Below are 17,767 nucleotides of genomic sequence, written 5' to 3' on the forward strand. Positions count from 1 at the left end.
CCCTTGTTATTAATCAAAAAGGGGATTACTAAAAACTCCTTGGGGGTCAAATTTTCCTTTTATTTTTTTCATCATCATTAAGCCGTTGCCTACATATCCCCATGGTTCGATTTGTTTTTTTAACTCTAAAGGTGCTTGTACCATAGATAGATAACCGCCATTATCTTCACAAAATTGACGCATCGCCCTAACCTGATGGCTTCGGGTATTTTGTTCAAGAAAAATAAAGCCCACTCCGCTACTAATGTTTATAAATCCATCACAGTTAAAAGTAGCAAATAAATCAACGATTTTATTACCCAATATCCCCACCTTACAAAGGATGGGAGCATCGGTTATTTTAATGTTTTTCCAAAAATTAACCTCCTCTGACTGAGCAAAAACTAAGGATGATAACCCCAACTCCTTGCCCCACCGTTGCACCTGCTCAATTTGTTGTTCTACACTGGGTTGGATACTCTCAAAGCGTATCGCTAAACCAAAACTATCATTGCTACCTACCATTTTTGTGGAAGGATGAGATATAAAATCAGCCATGGTGGGAGTTAATCCAGATTTTGTCACCATATCCCGTAGGGTTTTTAAATTTTCTTTTTCTCCCGTCACAAAAATAGAACTAGAATAGGAAACGAGGGGATAAAGACGAAAGGTAACTTCGGTAATAATTCCCAAACTACCATAGGATCCTGTAAACAGTTTCATCAAATCATATCCTGCTACATTTTTTACCACCTTACCCCCCGCTTTGACAAGCTCACCATCGGCACGAATGAAGGACAAACCCAAAATTAAATCCCTAACTCCCCCATAACGTTGGCGCCAGCTTAGATTATTAGCGGTTGCGACTACCCCCCCTACGGTGGCTTCTTCTTCAAAAAAGGAATCAATGGGCAAAAATTGACCTTTAGCAGCTAGAAATTGATTTAAATCTTTAATTTTCATTCCTGCTTGAACTGTTATAACCAAATCCTCCTCTCCATGTTCTACTACCTGATTAAGATTAACCGTACTAATTAATATATCTGCAGGTTGCCGTATTCCCCCCCAAGACAACTTTGTGGCTTCACCAGTGGGGATAACTCGCCAATTATTTCTGTAGGCAAAACTAACTAATTGTGATAGCATAGCGGTGGTATTTGGAAAAACTAAGTAACGAGGAATACAATCCGCCAACCCAGCCATTTTAATTTTATTTTGCCATTTTGAATTTTGATCCCATTCTATTATTTTTGTAGAATTAACATTACAAAAGTCTAATATTTCCTTGATTTGTCTTTGAGAAGAAGCCTGAAAAATTTGGTTCATTTTGAAAAGATATTAAATATTTTTTTTAAACGGGTAATCTATAACTTATACTAAGTTAGATTTATTCGGTAGAAATAAAAGGATAATACTAATATGCCATTGTAAATTATAATTTGATACTATCAGTGGATGATATATAATCTATTAACACTGACATTCATGTCAAAATAACAAACTGGGAAAATTGGTAGTTATATACCAATACCAATACCTGTTTTGTACTTGTTCGATGAGTTTGAACGAAAGTTTAAGATTAAAATTTTGAAAACTTCTTCCATTGACAAGATATGAAAATAAAATAAATAAAGAATAGTCGAGTTTTAGCATAAAAATGACAGTTTCAACTTCAGAAAAAGCACCACTAGCGTGGAATATAATCATATACATGGCTACTATTCATTTAGCAGCCCTTTTTGCCTTTTTACCTAGCAATTTTAGCTGGGGCGCTGTGGGCATTTTTTTCGTACTCTATTGGCTAACTGCCTGTATCGGTATTACCCTCGGTTTTCATCGTTTTGTGTCTCACCGCAGCTTTGAAACCCCTAAATGGGTTGAATATATCATCGTATTGTGTGGTTGTTTAGCCTGTCAGGGTGGCCCTATCCAGTGGGTAGGTTTACACCGAATTCATCATAAGTTTTCTGACCATGATGGCGATCCCCATGATTCTAATAAGGGTTTCTGGTGGAGTCATATGGGCTGGATGTTTATCAAAAATCCTGCTAACAAACTTGTGCCTAAATATACTAAGGACATTCAAAATGATCCTTTTTATCAGTGGTGTGACAAATATTTCATTCCTGTTCAGGTTGCCCTAGGATTATTATTATTCTGGTGGGGTGGATGGTCTTATGTGGTTTGGGGTATCTTTTTACGCCTAGTGGTGGTATTCCACGTTACTTGGTTTGTAAATAGTGCTACTCACAAGTTTGGCTATGTTAGTCATGATTCTAATGATCATTCCCGCAATTGTTGGTGGGTTGCTGTATTAACTTTCGGTGAAGGTTGGCACAATAATCACCATGCTTATCAATATTCTGCTCGTCACGGTTTACAGTGGTGGGAAGTGGATTTAACTTGGATGACCATTAAACTTTTATCTTTCTTCGGATTGGCTAAAAACATTAAGTTAGCTCCTACTACTCAGCCTACTAAGGCATAATTTATAAGCTAAATGGGTACTGAAAATCTCTCTTTTTTTAAGGGGGATTTTTTTGTTTTATTCTAGTATTAGGAGGTTTTGTATATATTCTTCTCTAATTATTTCAATGGTTTTTCTTAGGTCTTTTAGATATTGTTCTTGATTTAATTTTGTTTTTATCTCTGAGAAGTAAAGGTTATTATTCTCAATTTTGGCTATGAAGCCTAGGTTTTTAATGGTTTTTAAGCTATATTCTAAGGTGCGATCGCCCATGGCAACTTTTTCTTGAAATGTATTTATATTAATAGATTGTTGATGATTAATTAAGTATTTGACGATCCCTAAAAAGTGAAGCCATTTCTCCTTATAAAAATGTTTGTTAAATAGTTTTTGGGAGTCTTTTTTGACCGTTTTTAAAACAATATTATTCCTAGGAATAGAAGATTTATTAATGTCATAATTTAAGCCTGAATTATCGACGGGTTTAATATCTACAATTCTGGGTTCATATCCTTCGTTATAGTTATTATAATCAAATTCAATTACCACATCATAACTTTGATTTAATTGGATTTCACTGGCACTATGCCCCCACCAACTGCCAGAAATACCATGGAAGTGAGTGTTATCACAAAGATTAAAATGGGTAACTAAATATTTAATAGTTTTATTGGTTTTAGACGTAAAATTTTTATTAAATAAATTAGTAAACCAACAATTTTTAATCAATAGTTTGGGGGCCGCATTACCCATACCGCAAGGCTCAATGAGCTTTAATTCCCTAAAGAATTGTTTATTTAACTCAGATACGGTGACGGTTAAATCGATGTTAATGATAGGTTGTAGGGTGTTGATGTCTAACTGTTGTTTTAACTGTTGATTGATGGCATCTCGGAATAAGGTTAAGTTTTCCGTGGGCAAAGCCAACCCAGCGGCGAAGGGATGCCCCCCAAAGCTGGTTAAAAGGTGTTTTTGGGAAAAGACGAGGTCATATAGGTTGATGCCACTGACGGAACGAGCCGAACCCCGTGCTAAACTAGAATCATCGGTTTTCATGGTACTAAGGAGAATACTGGGGCGCCCATATTCTTGGCTGATGGCACTGGCCACTAATCCTAATACCCCCGTTTCCCATTGATTATCATCCAAAACAATGACAGCGGTGGTGGATAAGTCTAGGTTGGCTACTTTTTTTCGGGCTTGTTTAAGTACCCTTTGTTGTAATTCTTTTCGGTTAAGGTTGGCTTCCTCTGTTTGTTGTGCTAAGGTTTGGGCTTCTTTTTTATCTTTGGTGGTCAGTAATTTGACGCAAAAACTAGCATCTCCGTGGATACGACTCACCGCATTGATACGGGGGGCAATACCAAAGGAAATGTCCATGGGGCGATCGCCATTACCCTTACATAATGTTAATAATTGTTTAACTCCATAACGCTGGGTATTTTGTAATTTTTTGATACCTTCTTGGGCAAGATAACGACAATCATCTTTCAACTCTACTAAATCAGCAACCAAACCGATGGCAACTAAATCCAATAAATCCTCCACGGGTTGAGTAGGAATGTCAGGAAAACTCTGGTACAAAGCCTCCACTAACTTGTAAGCCACTGCCACCCCAGAGAGGTTATAAAGGGGATGGGAGTCAGCAAAGTAGCGGGGGTTAATAATAGATACCACCTCGGGGCGATGTTCTGGCAGGGTATGATGATCTGTAACAATTATATCTACACCTAATCTGTTCGCATATTCAATCTCCTTTAAATTGGTACTACCCGTGTCACAGGTAACAATTAACCCGATACCCTCTTGATGTAATCTATCAATTCCCACACAATTTAACCCGTGGGATTCCTTGAGACGATTGGGGATGTAGTAACTTAGCTGTAAATCCTGAACAAAAAACTGCCCTAAACCTTCCCACAATACAGAGGTAGAGGTAATGCCATCCGCATCAAAATCTCCCCAAATGCAAACTTTTTCTCCTTTTTCCCATGCCCTACTCAGGCGATTTACCGCCCGTTTCATCTCCTGCCCAAAATCAAAGGGTGATGTTGGCTGGTAGTTACGGCTATCTAAAAAAGTACGTAATAGTGTTTCTTCCCTAATGCCCCGATGCCACAACAGTTGGCACACAAAATTCCCTTGAGATTTTATATCCTTGGTGTATTCTTGGATAATGTCTTGAAACCACTGGGGAATATCATAGGTTGGTGCGATGTTCCATTGATTTATCATAGTAAGATTGAGGAAAGTTTGAGGTTTTTCGAGGCAAAGGTTTAATTTTCTTTAAAAAAATATTACAAAAATTGGTTTTTTTATTGACTTATGGCTTTTTTTGTGAGACTATAGAACAGTCTTTAATATAATGGAAATCTGACTGTTTGTGAGTAAAAATGGCAATATTCCCATTATAAAACAAGTATATCATAGAAAGAGGCTTATTAAACAAAAAAAGAGGAAAATCGAAATTTTCCCATAAAAAGATGATCCCCTCCGAAGGGAGGAGAAAGGGGGTACATTAACCCGTATTACGCATTCCTGCAGCGATACCATTAATAGTTAATAAAGCTCCCCTCAACAACTCATCTTTGCTATAGCGGAAGTGAATTAGTCCCGCTTTGTCTTGACTGGCATATTGTCTCAGACGTTTGAGTAAAGATACTTGTAAAAACCCAAGGGGTACAATAGACCCATTACGCAACTGCACCGAGCGTTGTAATTCAGGGTCATTATCTAATAATCGCTCCTGCTGATTGATTTTCAAGACCATTTCACGGCTAAGATAGTATTCCTTGGCAATTTGGGAAAATAGCTTATGGAATCGCTCTTTATCTTCATCCTTTGCCAATTCTTCCACATAATGACTAGCCATTTGTAAATCAACCTTTGAAAGGGTCATTTCTACCTTGGAAATCACCATTTTGAAGAAAGGCCATTTGAGATAAAAATAACGTAATAATTTCAGATTTTCTTCAGGCTCTTTGGCTAAAAACTCTTGGAGGGCCGTACCCACTCCATACCATGCGGGAAGCAAGAAACGGCTTTGTGTCCAGCTAAACACCCAAGGAATGGCACGCAGAGAGCTAATGTCTTTTTTCCCTGTTTTACGACGGGCAGGGCGAGAGCTAATTTGTAGTTTACTGATTTCTTCGATGGGGGTAACGGAAAGGAAGAAGTCGATAAAGTCTGGTTGCTCATAGATTAAGTCTCTATAGGCTTTCCTGGAGGCGATCGCAATTTCTTCCATAATATTATTCCAAGGCTCAATATCATCAAATCCACTGCCCAACAAACTAGCCTGAATTACAGCGGTGCTGATGGTTTCAAGATTATATAAAGCCAACTCAGGTAAAGAATACTTAGAAGCCAACACCTCTCCTTGTTCCGTAATTTTAATACGACCGTTAATAGTAGAAGTAGGTTGAGCTAAAATCGCCGCATAGGCAGGGCCTCCTCCCCTACCCACAGAGCCACCCCTGCCGTGGAAAATCTTAATTTTTACCCCATAGGTATTACCCAATTTTGCCAAAACCTTTTGGGCTTTATGGATTTCCCAGTTACTACTCATAAAGCCAGAATCCTTGTTACTGTCAGAATAACCCAACATCACCTCCTGTAAATTGTGGGGAGTCAACTTAGGCATCACAAAGTTAGACTGATTATCCGTCGAAACCCCCTCATATCCCCCTGCCAAACAAGCACGATAAAGGGGTAAATCAAACAGTTCTTTCATGACCGAGTAGGATCTCTTCAAGTCTTCCACCGTCTCAAATAGAGGCACTATGCGAATGGTACTAGCACCAATTACAGGGTCATACAAACCAGCTTCTTTTGCCAACAATAAAACCTCTAATACATCACTAACATAGTTAGTCATACTGATGATATAGGTATTACAAATTTCCAAGCCAAACTCTACCTGTAACGCCCTCAACATATTAAAAGTCTCGATGGTTTCGGTGGTAGTCTCCGAAAAAGGAATGGGGTTAGGCACTAGGGGGCGACGGGTTTTTAATTCCCCAATTAGCCACTGGGTTTTTTCATCCTCACTCAATTCATTGTAGGGTTTATCCAACATCCCCAAATATTGGGCGATTTCGTTGATGGCATCGGAATGGCGGGAAGAATCTTGGCGAAAATCTAGCTCGGCAAGGTGAAAACCATAGATTTCTACTTGAAAAATGATATGGTCTAATTCTTGACAGTTTAGCCCCGTTTGTTCAAGGTTGAGCTTAATAAGTTTTAAGTCATCGAGGAAATCGTTGGCACTAGGATAAAGGTTATCATCCCTGGTGGCTAGTTTGATGGATTTACGGGTTTCGGGGTTGGATAAAGACTCGTTTCTTGCCTTGGTATTATGTAATTTCTTCTCGATAAAGGCGAGTTTGAGTCGATAGGGTTCTTGGCGATAACGGACATATAATCTATCATATACATCTGGCATTTTAATGCGATCTGTTTCCAAGGAGTCTAACAATTCTGGTAATACGTTAGACCAATGGAGGGATAAACTAAGAACATCGTTTAACTTAGCGACGGATTCTAAATATTTATCAATAACTAAGTTACGTTGATAACAGGCCGTTGACCATGTCACCTCTGGGGTTACAAAGGGGTTTCCATCACGATCGCCCCCTACCCAAGAACCAAAATAACAAAACTTATGACTAGGGGCTTTTAAATTGGGGAAAGTATTATGTAAAGCCTGTTGGATGCGCTTAGAAAGGTGGGGTAAACTGTCAAATAACACCTCTTGGAAATAGTGCAGGGCATAATCCACCTCATCTAATACCGTGGGCTTAAACTGGTGTAACTCATCGGTGCGCCACCACAACTGAATCTCATCCATTAAACGGGCGCGAAAATGTTCTGCCTCATAGGAATTAGTCAAACCCATGGCACGACAAGATTCTTCTGCCCCATCCAACCGCTCTAAAATTTGAGAAATACGTCTTTGCTTTTTACGGATAGTATGACGGACAATTTCTGTGGGGTGGGCCGTAAATACTAAACGAATATCCAACTCATCCAACAAATCTTGAATTTTTTGGGGGGGCATATTCAGCTGTTGAAGATGGGGAAATAGCCAATGGAAAGTTCCACCACTGGCGGGGTTAGGCTTTTGTGCAAAATAACTATAATCTTTATGCCCAGCATCAATGACTGTTTTTTGAGTCTCCCCTTCAACTAATTGATCTACCACACTATCAATTTTATTGCCATTTACCTGATCTTCGGTGGTGGTACTGCGAATAATTTTTTGATTTCGCTGTTCGTAATGTTGCTCTACAATATTGATCAGCTGAAAATAGAGGGCTAAAGCTCGTACAGCCTTAATAGCATCGTCTAATTCTAACTGTTCAATCCATTTACTTACGGACTGTTTGGGGGTTTCGGAGGTTTGTCCTTCTGGGGAACAAGCGGATTTTAACTGATCTAATAAATCTACTAGATGTTGTCCACATTCATTGGTCAAAACTAACTCCCACAAATTTTCGACTAGCTTGAGTCGGTGACGCAATAATAGTTCTGAATTAGAATAAATGCTTAGTTCTTCTTCTTCTTTGTGGTTAGTTTTGATAAAAGTCATAGTATTTGCTTCTCTTAGATGTTGATTCATGGGCGAGTTGTCATGACAACCTTATAATCTTAGCGGTGATTAGTGTTTAAATAAAGTTTTTTCAGATACATTTTTTACTATTTTCCTTCATTTATTCTCATTATTGAGAATATTTTCCTTCAATTCATAGAACTATCGAACTTTTAAGTTTAGTGAAATTAATGATTTTTTGGGCAATTTTCGTTGCTATATTTGATTTATACTTCCCTTTCTAGGAATAATGAGTCAGTCTTTTAGCCCTAATACCATTCTTGAACGTAATCTTAACCCTTATATTACTCTAAATAATCAAGGGATTATGCTGCCTGCCATGGAATTGTCCGCCCCTGAGCATCTTTTGGGTCGTGATCCTGCTATGGTAGATTTGGTAGTACCAAATGAGTGGAATATTGTTAGTCGTTGTCAGGCTACTTTTATTCGTGAAGATAATAATACCTATCGTCTTTTAGATGGTAATAGGCAAAGGCGTAGCTCTAATGGGCTTTTTATTAATAATAGATTGATTCCCCCAGAGGGTCATGGCTTACGTAATGGCGATCGCATCCAAATCGGTCAAAATCCACGGGATTGGGTAATCATAGAATATCATTCTTCTGTGATGACCAGCGGTGTTACCACTCCAAAAATTCAGTCTGTTTCCCTTTTGGAAAAACCCATCATCCTCGGTAGGGATGAAAATGCTGACCTTCGTTTAGATGCCCCCACGGTATCCCGTAAACACGCCGTAATTAATAAAAACAGTCAAGGGCAATACATCTTAACCGACTATAGCGCCAATGGAGTCTTTGTCAATGAACAAAAGGTAAATGATTCTTGCATATTAAACCATGATTCATTAATTAATATTGGTCCCTATCGTTTGGTGTTACAAGGACATAGATTAGTTATTGCTGATCAAGGGGATAATATTCGTTTAGATGCCTTTAATTTAATCCGAGTGGTGAAAGATGAAACGGGAAAAGATCGCACTATTATTAATGATATATCTTTACCCATTGAACCCGGGCAATTTGTCGCTTTGGTGGGGGGAAGTGGCGCTGGAAAATCTACTTTAATGCGTACTCTTTTGGGCATTGAGCCAACTACTAATGGGGGTGTATTCATTAATGGGGAAGACTTACGACAGAATTTTAACATCTACCGTAATCAAATTGGTTATGTACCTCAACAGGATATTATTCATAAAGATTTAACGGTGGTAGAAGCCCTTGAATATGCTGCTAAATTACGTTTACCCCCTGATATTAATGTTCGGGAAATAGTTAGTAAAACTTTGACTCAAATTGAGTTAGTGGATTATAAGAATATTTTAGTTAAAAATCTCAGTGGTGGTCAGTTAAAAAGGGTTAGTATTGGGGTAGAATTACTAGCAGATCCTAAGTTATTTTTCCTTGATGAACCTACATCAGGACTTGATCCGGGGTTAGACAAAAAGATGATGGAATTGTTACGCAAGTTAGCCGATGAAGGACGTACCATCATTCTTGTTACCCATGCGACTACAAATATAAATATGTGCGATCGCCTCGTGTTTTTGGGTAGGGGGGGGCATCTTTGTTATTATGGTGAGCCAAAAAGTGCCATGGAATTTTTTAATATTTCTAGTGCTAATTTTGCGGATATTTATATTAATTTAGAAACCATAGAAGCAGTAGTTCAAAAAACCCAAGAATTTAAAAACTCATCCTATTATCAAGAAAATATTACTAACCATTTATCTCAAAAACATCATCCCTCAGCCTCCGCTAAAAATAATGCCCATGGCTTCACCAGTGCTTCTGCTATTAATCAAAAATCATCCCCTCAATCTACCCCAGAAAAAGTAAAACCATCGTTAATAAAACAAACTATTACCCTCACTCAACGATATGCCAAAATTGTTTTTAGGGATAAAATTAACCTCTCAATTTCCCTTTTAACAGCCCCTATTGGTATTAGTTTAATTAGTTTTGCTATCAAAATAGAACCATTAGTATTAGGCATAGATGATAATCCTAAACTGGCATCTACAGCTCTAAGTGTTTTATTTGTGTTTACCTGTGCTAATATCTGGGTGGGTTTATCGGGGTCACTTCAAGAAATAGTAAAAGAAGCTGATATTTATTTTCGGGAAAGATTGGTTAATCTCGATATTTTTGCCTATTTATTTTCTAAATTATCTGTTTTAAAATTGGTTACGTTATTACAGAGTTTATTAATTGTTCTAACGGTTTTATTCCGTTTTGAAAGTCCTAGCTCTGAGTTAATTTACTGGTCAGTAGGAGTATTTATCACCAGTTTTTTAACCATCTTTGCCAGTATAAATTTTGCTTTAATGGTATCAGCCACCGTCAAAAATATCACCCAAGCTAACAGTTTATTACCTTTATTATTAATTCCTCAAATTATCTTTTCTGGGGTACTCTTTACCATGGAAGATGCAGGAAAATATTTATCATGGTTAACCATCAGTCGTTGGTCTGTGGGTGCTTATGGTACTTTAGTTAATGTTAATAGTATGATACCTGACCCTATCATATTACCTGATGGCAGTGCGATCGCCCAGGGTATTCCAGAATCATTGGTTTATGAGTCCACTTGGAATAATTTGGCTACGAATTGGTCAGTTTTAATTTTACATACTTTTATTTATTTTACGATTACTTTTATTTTGCAAAAAAGAAAGGATATATATAATTGAGAATTGAGAATTGATAATTGATAATTGTTATATTTACCTAAATAGTCTATTTTTTATTTTTAACTCCTATCAATAAATATTCTAAATTTATGAAACTAAGTCAATTAATATCAAGATAACCCCTAAAAATAAACAGCCTATCATGCCATACTTGAGAGCATTTTGATTATTTAGATAATCTGATTTAAGTTCCTCTTCTGTTTTCAAAGAAACTAAAAATGGTTGATTGTCCGTCGGTTTAGTTATTCTTAATTCCCCTGTTTCATCACTAGCATTCCCTAAGACTAATACTTCTCGATTGATAGGTAAAATAAACTCTTGATAACGATAACCTAAAGTGTGAGTATTATAACCATCATTTCTGAGCAAAAAAGAAAAATTGCCAAACTGAAGCATTCCCCCCGCTGGTTGTTCTGTCCTAAATTCGTCTAGTGTTTTAATGGTGTCAAATTTTGCATCTTGGGGATTAATGGTAATGGCACCTGTTTTATCTTCTAATATAAATGGAGTTGAGCGTTGATTTTGGGTGATGGTTTCAGATTTTCTAACTATTTTTTCTGTGGTTTTTCCTTCACTATCTTGCGATCGCACTTTTTCCTCATATTCCCGTTGTACTAGGATACGATAATAAACGCAGGGTTCTTGTCTAATTTCAGACATTAAAGGTTCATCTACCCTAATTTTGCCCCACAATTTAACATAATCGCGCCAATTTCTGCCCCCAATTTCTTGGGTAATAGCTTCACAAGTGCTTTGTAATTCTTGAATATTTGTCAGTCTAGCGGAGAGTAAACTACCATGGCTTTTTACTTGTGCTTGTTTAATAAAAAAAAGAATAAGTGCGATCGCCACTAAAATAAATCCAAAAACGCCCATAACAAAAATCTAAAAATAACCTTAAAAATAAGCTATTTCAATTGTATTTTAAAAAGTAACCGCTACACTTAAACAAAAAGCCCCTGTAATAAAAAATAACAAACCTAAATAAAATGTTAAAAGAAAATTGGAAAAAACTACAAAACGGCTCAGATATTAGGGGAGTTGCCCTAGAAGGAGTAGCAGAAGAAAAAGTCAATTTAACCCCTGAAAAAATACAAATATTAGGGAAAAGTTTTGCTCAATGGCTAAGTCAAAATCTCAATAAATCCCCCTGTCAACTAATAATTTCCGTAGGTAGAGATAGTCGTTTATCTGGGGAAAACTTGTTACAAAATATCTCCACTGCTATGGGTGAATTAGGGGTAACAGTATATAACTTTGGAATGGCTTCCACCCCTGCCATGTTTATGAGTACCATTGATGCTGAATTAAATTGTGATGGTGCCATTATGATTACCGCTAGTCATCTACCCTTCAACCGTAACGGCTTAAAATTTTTTACCAAACAAGGCGGTTTAGAAAAACAAAATATTACAGATATTTTAAAAATAGCTCAAGAAAATAACTTTATTTTCGCACAAAAAAAAGGAGAAATTATTGATAAAAATTTTATGGCAAAATATGCCGATTTATTTGTTGAAAAGATAAGAAAATCTGTTAATCATCTTCAAAACTTTGAACAACCTTTAAAAGATTTAAAAATTATCGTCGATGCAGGTAATGGGGCAGGGGGCTTTTATGCAGAAAAAGTATTAAAACCTTTGGGGGCAGATATTACAGGCAGTCAATTTTTAGAACCTGACGGCACATTTCCCAACCATATTCCTAACCCCGAAAATCCAGAAGCCATGACCTCAATTTGTGAAGCTGTGATAAAAAACCAAGCAGATTTTGGAATTATTTTTGATACCGATGTAGATAGAAGTGCGGGGGTTGATAGTACGGGAAAGGAGTTAAATCGTAATCGTTTAATTGCCTTAATTTCCACCATTATTTTAAAAGAACATCCTCAATCAACTATCGTCACGGATTCTATTACCTCAGAGGGTTTAACTAAATTTATAGAGCAAGATTTAGGGGGCAAACACCATCGTTTTAAGCGAGGTTATAAAAATGTTATTAATGAAGCACAAAGGCTTAATAATGAGGGCATAGAATCATGGTTAGCCATAGAAACTTCCGGACACGGTGCGCTCAAAGAAAACTATTTTTTAGATGATGGAGCGTATCTAATCACAAAATTGTTAATAGAATTAGCCAAGTTAAAGTTAGAAAATAAACAGTTAACTGAGTTAATTAGTAATTTAGAAGAACCCTTAGAAAGTCAAGAAATTAGACTAACTATAAAACAAGATAATTTTAAGGATTATGGTAATGATGTAATTGAAAAATTAAAAGAGTTTACTAATAATCAAGATGATTGGCAAATCGTTCCAAAAAATTATGAAGGGGTGAGAGTTCGTTGTTTATCTGAGCAAGAAAAAGGATGGTTTTTATTACGTTTATCTTTACATGATCCTGTTATTCCTATCAACATTGAATCTGATGTAGAGGGAGGAGTGAAAAAAATTAGCCATCGTTTATTTAATTTTTTAGAGTCTTTCTCAGCTTTAATAAAGTAAGTTGCTTTTTTCTGCTGCTATCACCATAAAAAAATTAAGTAGTGGTGATTAATTCAAGGTAAAATTTTGTTTGTTAAAAATTATATGGTCAATACGACAATGGATTTAAAGGCATTAATTAGAGACGTTCCTGATTTTCCCCAACCTGGTATCATGTTTCGTGACATTACCACCCTTTTAAGAGATTCTCAAGGATTAACCCATGTGATTGATCAACTAACTAATCAATGTCAAAATCTTGATAATAAACCAGAATATATTGTCGGTATTGAATCAAGGGGGTTTATTTTTGCCCCTACTTTGGCTTATCAGTTGGGATTGGGTTTTATTCCTGTGCGTAAAAAGGGAAAATTACCTGCTCAGGTACATGCCATTGAGTATAACTTAGAGTATGGCACTGATACCCTCGAAGTCCATCAAGATGCGGTGGAAAAGGGTGCTAAGGTAATGATTATGGATGATGTTATTGCCACGGGAGGTACTGCTAAGGCGACGGCGGATTTATTAACTTGCATTGGTTGTGAGGTGGTGGGATTTGGTTTTGTGGTGGAATTGAAGGGCTTAAATGGTCGTAGTCTTTTGCCTGATGTACCTATGGTGACTCTGGTAGAGTATGAGTAGGGGAATAGTGGGTAATTAATTGTTTAAGGATTTATCAATTAGTCTGGTGAAACCTAATTTGATATAATTGTTAAGAAATAATAAGCAAAATTGAGGAAACAAAAATGCCCCATACCATTGTGACAGACGTTTGTGAAGGAGTAGCTGATTGCGTATCGGCTTGTCCTGTTGCTTGTATCCATGAGGGAGAGAGTAAAAATGTCAAAGGCACGGATTGGTATTGGATTGATTTTGATACCTGTATCGATTGTGGAATCTGTGTGCAAGTTTGCCCTGTAGAGGGTGCTATCCTACCTGAAGAGCGTCCTGAGTTACAGAAAATGTCTTAACTTCAAATAAAGGGAAATTTGATCCAATCTTACCCCCCTTAATAAGGGGGAAGCATATTCAATAGTTTTGCTCAGTCCTAGCTTATTATTCGATTTTATGATGATTATTGGTTTTGATCCGGGTAGGGATAAGTGCGGTTTGGCGGTGATGGATAACCATAAGCAAATCTTATGCAGATCGGTGGTAAATTCTTCAGGGGCGATCGCCTTTATCCAAGATTTGATCTCAAAATATAGCCCTTCACTACTGGTAATGGGTAATCAAACCACCTCTAAACAGTGGAAAGCAAAATTAGAAGATAATATAAACTTATCTATTGTGTTGGTGAATGAAAAAAATAGTTCCGTAGAAGCGAGACAGAGATATTGGGTATTTAATCCTCCTCAGGGGTTAGGAAAGTTGATTCCCCTTAGTTTGAGAGTACCTCCTGAGCCTATTGATGATATTGTAGCGGTGATATTGATTGAAAGATATTGGCAGACGAAAATATAATAAAATCCAATTTTTCCTATCATTAACGGCGAAATTTTAGTATGATGGTAGGTTTGTCAGGGTAATTGAGCATAGAGAATGAATTAACTAAATATAGTAATTTTATTTAAATTATAAGAATATGATCCCCCCTAACCCCCCTTAATAAGGGGGGGATATACCTTGAAATTTCTACAAAAAATTTAGGACTACCTAATTCTTATAAAATTAACATCCTAAAAATAATTTCCATATTGAAATTGATATAAAAAAACAAATTATGAGAACTAATTATTGTGGCGAAGTGCGCCGAGAACATCTTGACAAGACTATCACCGTTTGTGGTTGGGTTGATCGTCGTCGAGATCATGGTGGAGTAATTTTTATCGACCTGCGCGATCGCACTGGAGTTGTGCAAATAGTCAGTGATCCCCAGCGTACCCCTCAATCATACCAAAACGCCGATACTTTGCGTAACGAATATGTGGTAAAAATTACGGGAAAAGTGAGCGAACGCCCCCCCGAATCCCTTAACCCCAAACTACCCACAGGGGAAATCGAAATCTATGCCAGTGAAATCGAGATTTTAAACGCCGTGGGGAAACAACTACCCTTCCAAGTATCCACCGATGAGGAAAATTTGAGGGAAGATTTAAGGCTCAAATACCGTTACCTAGACTTGAGAAGACACCGTATGACCAACAATTTAACCCTCCGTCATCAAGTGGTTAAAGCCATGCGTCGTTTCCTCGAAGATCAAGAAAACTTTATGGAAATTGAAACCCCCGTATTAACCAAATCTACCCCCGAAGGAGCAAGGGATTATCTCGTACCTTCTAGGGTAAACGAAGGACAATGGTATGCCCTACCCCAGTCTCCCCAATTATTTAAGCAGTTGTTGATGGTGTCAGGATTTGACCGTTACTATCAAATCGCCCGTTGTTTCCGTGACGAGGATTTAAGAGCGGATAGACAGCCCGAATTTACTCAGCTTGACATGGAAATGAGTTTTATGAGCGAAAATGAGATAATTGAGCTTAACGAGGCTTTAATTTGTCATATCTTCAAAACTGTCAAAAATATTGATTTACCCCGCCCCTTCCCCCGTCTAACCTACGCGCAGTCCATGGATAAGTATGGGTGCGATCGCCCTGATACCCGTTTTGGTTTAGAATTAGTTGATGTTTCCGACATCATGGCAGACTCAGGATTCAAAGTATTTTCAGGCGCCATCAAAAACGGTGGTATCGTCAAAGTATTACCAATTCCCCAAGGCAACGACAAAATTTCCAACGTTAGAATTAAACCGGGGGGAGACTTATTCACCGAAGCCACCATCGCAGGGGCAAAAGGTATCGCCTACATCCGAGTCAGAGATAACGGCGAAATTGATACCATCGGCGCCATCAAAGATAACCTGAGTGAAGAACAAAAACAAGAATTACTCCAGCGCACAGGGGCAAAACCGGGGCATCTTCTCCTCTTTGGGGCAGGGGATACTCCCACCGTTAATAAATCCCTAGATCGTTTACGCTTAGTAATAGGGGAACAACTGGGCTTAATTGATGAGGATAAAATTAATCTCGTTTGGATTACCGAGTTTCCCATGGTGGAATGGAATGCCGACGAAAACCGTTACGAAGCCCTACACCATCCCTTCACCGCCCCCAATCCTGAAGATTTGGACGACTTAACCACCGCTAGGGCTTTGGCTTACGACTTAGTCTTAAATGGTATTGAAATCGGCGGAGGTAGTCTGAGGATTTATCAGCGGGAAGTACAAGAGAAGGTATTTAAAACCATTGGTTTATCGAGGTCAGAAGCCCAAGAAAAATTCGGTTTTCTTCTCGAAGCCTTTGAATATGGCACTCCTCCCCATGGTGGTATTGCCTATGGTTTAGATCGTTTGGTAATGTTATTGGCAAAAGAGGATTCTATTCGGGATGTCATCGCTTTCCCCAAAACTCAACAGGCTAGTTGTTTATTAACGGAAGCGCCTTCAGTGGTTGATAATAAGCAGTTGAAAGAGTTGCACGTTGCTTCTACCTATAAGCCTAAAGCCTAGTAGTTTTTTTAGTTTTAAATCCCTCAATTTTGGGGGATTTATTTTCACAATAGAAAAAACAAAATTATAGTTTTCGTAGTTTTCAGTAACCAATTATCATTAACTTAGCTCAGGTTGATATAGTTTTAATTGGTTAATGTAATAAAAATCTTTAAGGTTTAATGTGTATAATTCCCATTGATAAACTAAAGCTGTTGAAGCGATTAAAGCATCAGGGATTGTTAATTTATGACTAAGGGAATAGGTTTCCATAAGTACAATAAATTGGTCCGAAATTTTTTTGTTTATGGGACAACTATAAATAAAGTTTAGATTTTTTTTGATGGCATTTAATTCATTTTTATTAATTGCACCAAAATACAATTCACTTTGTGTGATAGCACTTATAGCTAAGTTACTCACGCCTATTTTTTCAAGTTGATTAATTATTTCTTTATTATTTTTATAAAATTCAATTAAAATATTCGTATCACAAAGTATCAATTATTTTCTTCTCCCCACGCTTTGTTATGCAAAATTTCTGAGTTTATTTCTCTATTTTCCCAAATGCCCGCTAAAGAAAAAAAATTATTTTCTCTATTTTTGGTTAATTCTTGATTTTTTTGTTCTAAATAGTCTGCAAAGTCTAATAACTCCTTTTGTTTATCTGGAGGTAGTTTACGAAATGCCTTAATCATTAATTCTTCGTATTTTATGGCTTGATTCATTTTTGTAAACCTCTTTTAATCTTAAGTATCTTCATAGTTTAACTTCATATATAGTGTTTCTCATAGTTATGAGGTATGTCTATTATTCCCAACTCCCCCGAATTTGCGGGGAATCATTCTGTATTTCATGAGCATAGTAATTGCTATAACAGGGGATTTCAACCCCTTCCCTCCCATAGTTAATCATTTAACGTAAATGGCAAAAGAAGTCCCTAATCTCTGCGTAGCAGATTAGAGGATGAATTTTGCCCAACAAAAAGTATCCGTAGGATTCGACACAAGAGCAGAAATCTATGCTAGAATGATTTTATCACTAAAACTTTTCC

The 17,767-nt window shown here is 37.2% G+C and carries 13 protein-coding genes; 7 read left to right on the forward strand and 6 right to left on the reverse strand.

From position 1 onward, the window contains the following. Positions 1–9: 9 nt before the first annotated feature. Positions 10–1,305 carry an FAD-binding oxidoreductase gene (locus ACXITR_RS03440; RefSeq protein WP_457995832.1) on the reverse strand — a complete coding sequence of 432 codons (1,296 nt, stop codon included), beginning with the start codon at positions 1,303–1,305 and terminating at the stop codon, positions 10–12. Positions 1,306–1,636: 331 nt separating this feature from the next. Between ACXITR_RS03440 and ACXITR_RS03445 the strand changes: the two genes are divergently transcribed. Then, the gene (locus tag ACXITR_RS03445) at positions 1,637–2,467 is read left to right on the forward strand and encodes an acyl-CoA desaturase (protein WP_457995833.1); all 831 of its coding nucleotides are present in this window, start codon (positions 1,637–1,639) and stop codon (positions 2,465–2,467) included. Between the two features lie 57 nt (positions 2,468–2,524). On the opposite strand, the gene recJ is transcribed toward ACXITR_RS03445, so the two are convergent. Both recJ and ppc read right to left on the reverse strand, forming a co-directional pair. Continuing rightward, positions 2,525–4,681, reverse strand: coding sequence for a single-stranded-DNA-specific exonuclease RecJ (recJ, locus tag ACXITR_RS03450; protein ID WP_457995834.1), 2,157 nt, complete (start codon positions 4,679–4,681; stop codon positions 2,525–2,527). Positions 4,682–4,964: 283 nt separating this feature from the next. After that, positions 4,965–8,036, reverse strand: coding sequence for a phosphoenolpyruvate carboxylase (ppc, locus tag ACXITR_RS03455; protein ID WP_457995835.1), 3,072 nt, complete (start codon positions 8,034–8,036; stop codon positions 4,965–4,967). A 250-nt stretch (positions 8,037–8,286) separates the two neighbouring features. On the opposite strand from ppc, the gene ACXITR_RS03460 reads away from it, so the two are divergent. Next, positions 8,287–10,746 (forward strand): ATP-binding cassette domain-containing protein, encoded by a 2,460-nt coding sequence (locus ACXITR_RS03460; RefSeq protein ID WP_457995836.1) that lies wholly within the window; start codon positions 8,287–8,289, stop codon positions 10,744–10,746. A gap of 87 nt (positions 10,747–10,833) precedes the next feature. Here the strand turns inward: ACXITR_RS03460 and ACXITR_RS03465 are convergent, their stop codons facing one another. Further along, complete coding sequence (locus tag ACXITR_RS03465) at positions 10,834–11,622, reverse strand: E3 ubiquitin ligase family protein (protein WP_457995837.1); 789 nt, start codon at positions 11,620–11,622, stop codon at positions 10,834–10,836. A 113-nt stretch (positions 11,623–11,735) separates the two neighbouring features. Between ACXITR_RS03465 and ACXITR_RS03470 the strand changes: the two genes are divergently transcribed. The 5 genes from ACXITR_RS03470 to aspS all read left to right on the forward strand — a co-directional run bounded on the left by ACXITR_RS03470 (position 11,736) and on the right by aspS (position 16,734). Further along, complete coding sequence (locus ACXITR_RS03470) at positions 11,736–13,247, forward strand: phosphomannomutase/phosphoglucomutase (RefSeq protein ID WP_457995838.1); 1,512 nt, start codon at positions 11,736–11,738, stop codon at positions 13,245–13,247. 84 nt (positions 13,248–13,331) lie between these two features. Beyond that, positions 13,332–13,868 carry an adenine phosphoribosyltransferase gene (locus tag ACXITR_RS03475; protein ID WP_457995839.1) on the forward strand — a complete coding sequence of 179 codons (537 nt, stop codon included), beginning with the start codon at positions 13,332–13,334 and terminating at the stop codon, positions 13,866–13,868. A gap of 104 nt (positions 13,869–13,972) precedes the next feature. Continuing rightward, positions 13,973–14,197 (forward strand): indolepyruvate ferredoxin oxidoreductase subunit alpha, encoded by a 225-nt coding sequence (locus tag ACXITR_RS03480; RefSeq protein WP_069789789.1) that lies wholly within the window; start codon positions 13,973–13,975, stop codon positions 14,195–14,197. A 97-nt stretch (positions 14,198–14,294) separates the two neighbouring features. Next, entirely contained in the window at positions 14,295–14,690 is a 396-nt protein-coding gene (locus ACXITR_RS03485; protein WP_457995840.1) for a pre-16S rRNA-processing nuclease YqgF, read from the forward strand. Between the two features lie 259 nt (positions 14,691–14,949). After that, on the forward strand, positions 14,950–16,734 hold the full coding sequence (gene aspS / locus ACXITR_RS03490) for an aspartate--tRNA ligase (protein ID WP_457995841.1): 1,785 nt from the start codon (positions 14,950–14,952) through the stop codon (positions 16,732–16,734). Between the two features lie 99 nt (positions 16,735–16,833). On the opposite strand, the gene ACXITR_RS03495 is transcribed toward aspS, so the two are convergent. Both ACXITR_RS03495 and ACXITR_RS03500 read right to left on the reverse strand, forming a co-directional pair. Beyond that, entirely contained in the window at positions 16,834–17,217 is a 384-nt protein-coding gene (locus tag ACXITR_RS03495; protein ID WP_457995842.1) for a PIN domain-containing protein, read from the reverse strand. Next, positions 17,214–17,441 carry a DUF2281 domain-containing protein gene (locus tag ACXITR_RS03500; RefSeq protein WP_457995843.1) on the reverse strand — a complete coding sequence of 76 codons (228 nt, stop codon included), beginning with the start codon at positions 17,439–17,441 and terminating at the stop codon, positions 17,214–17,216. The genes ACXITR_RS03495 and ACXITR_RS03500 overlap by 4 nt, the downstream gene beginning before the upstream one ends. Positions 17,442–17,767: the final 326 nt, after the last annotated feature.

Source organism: Cyanobacterium sp., assembly GCF_054166785.1.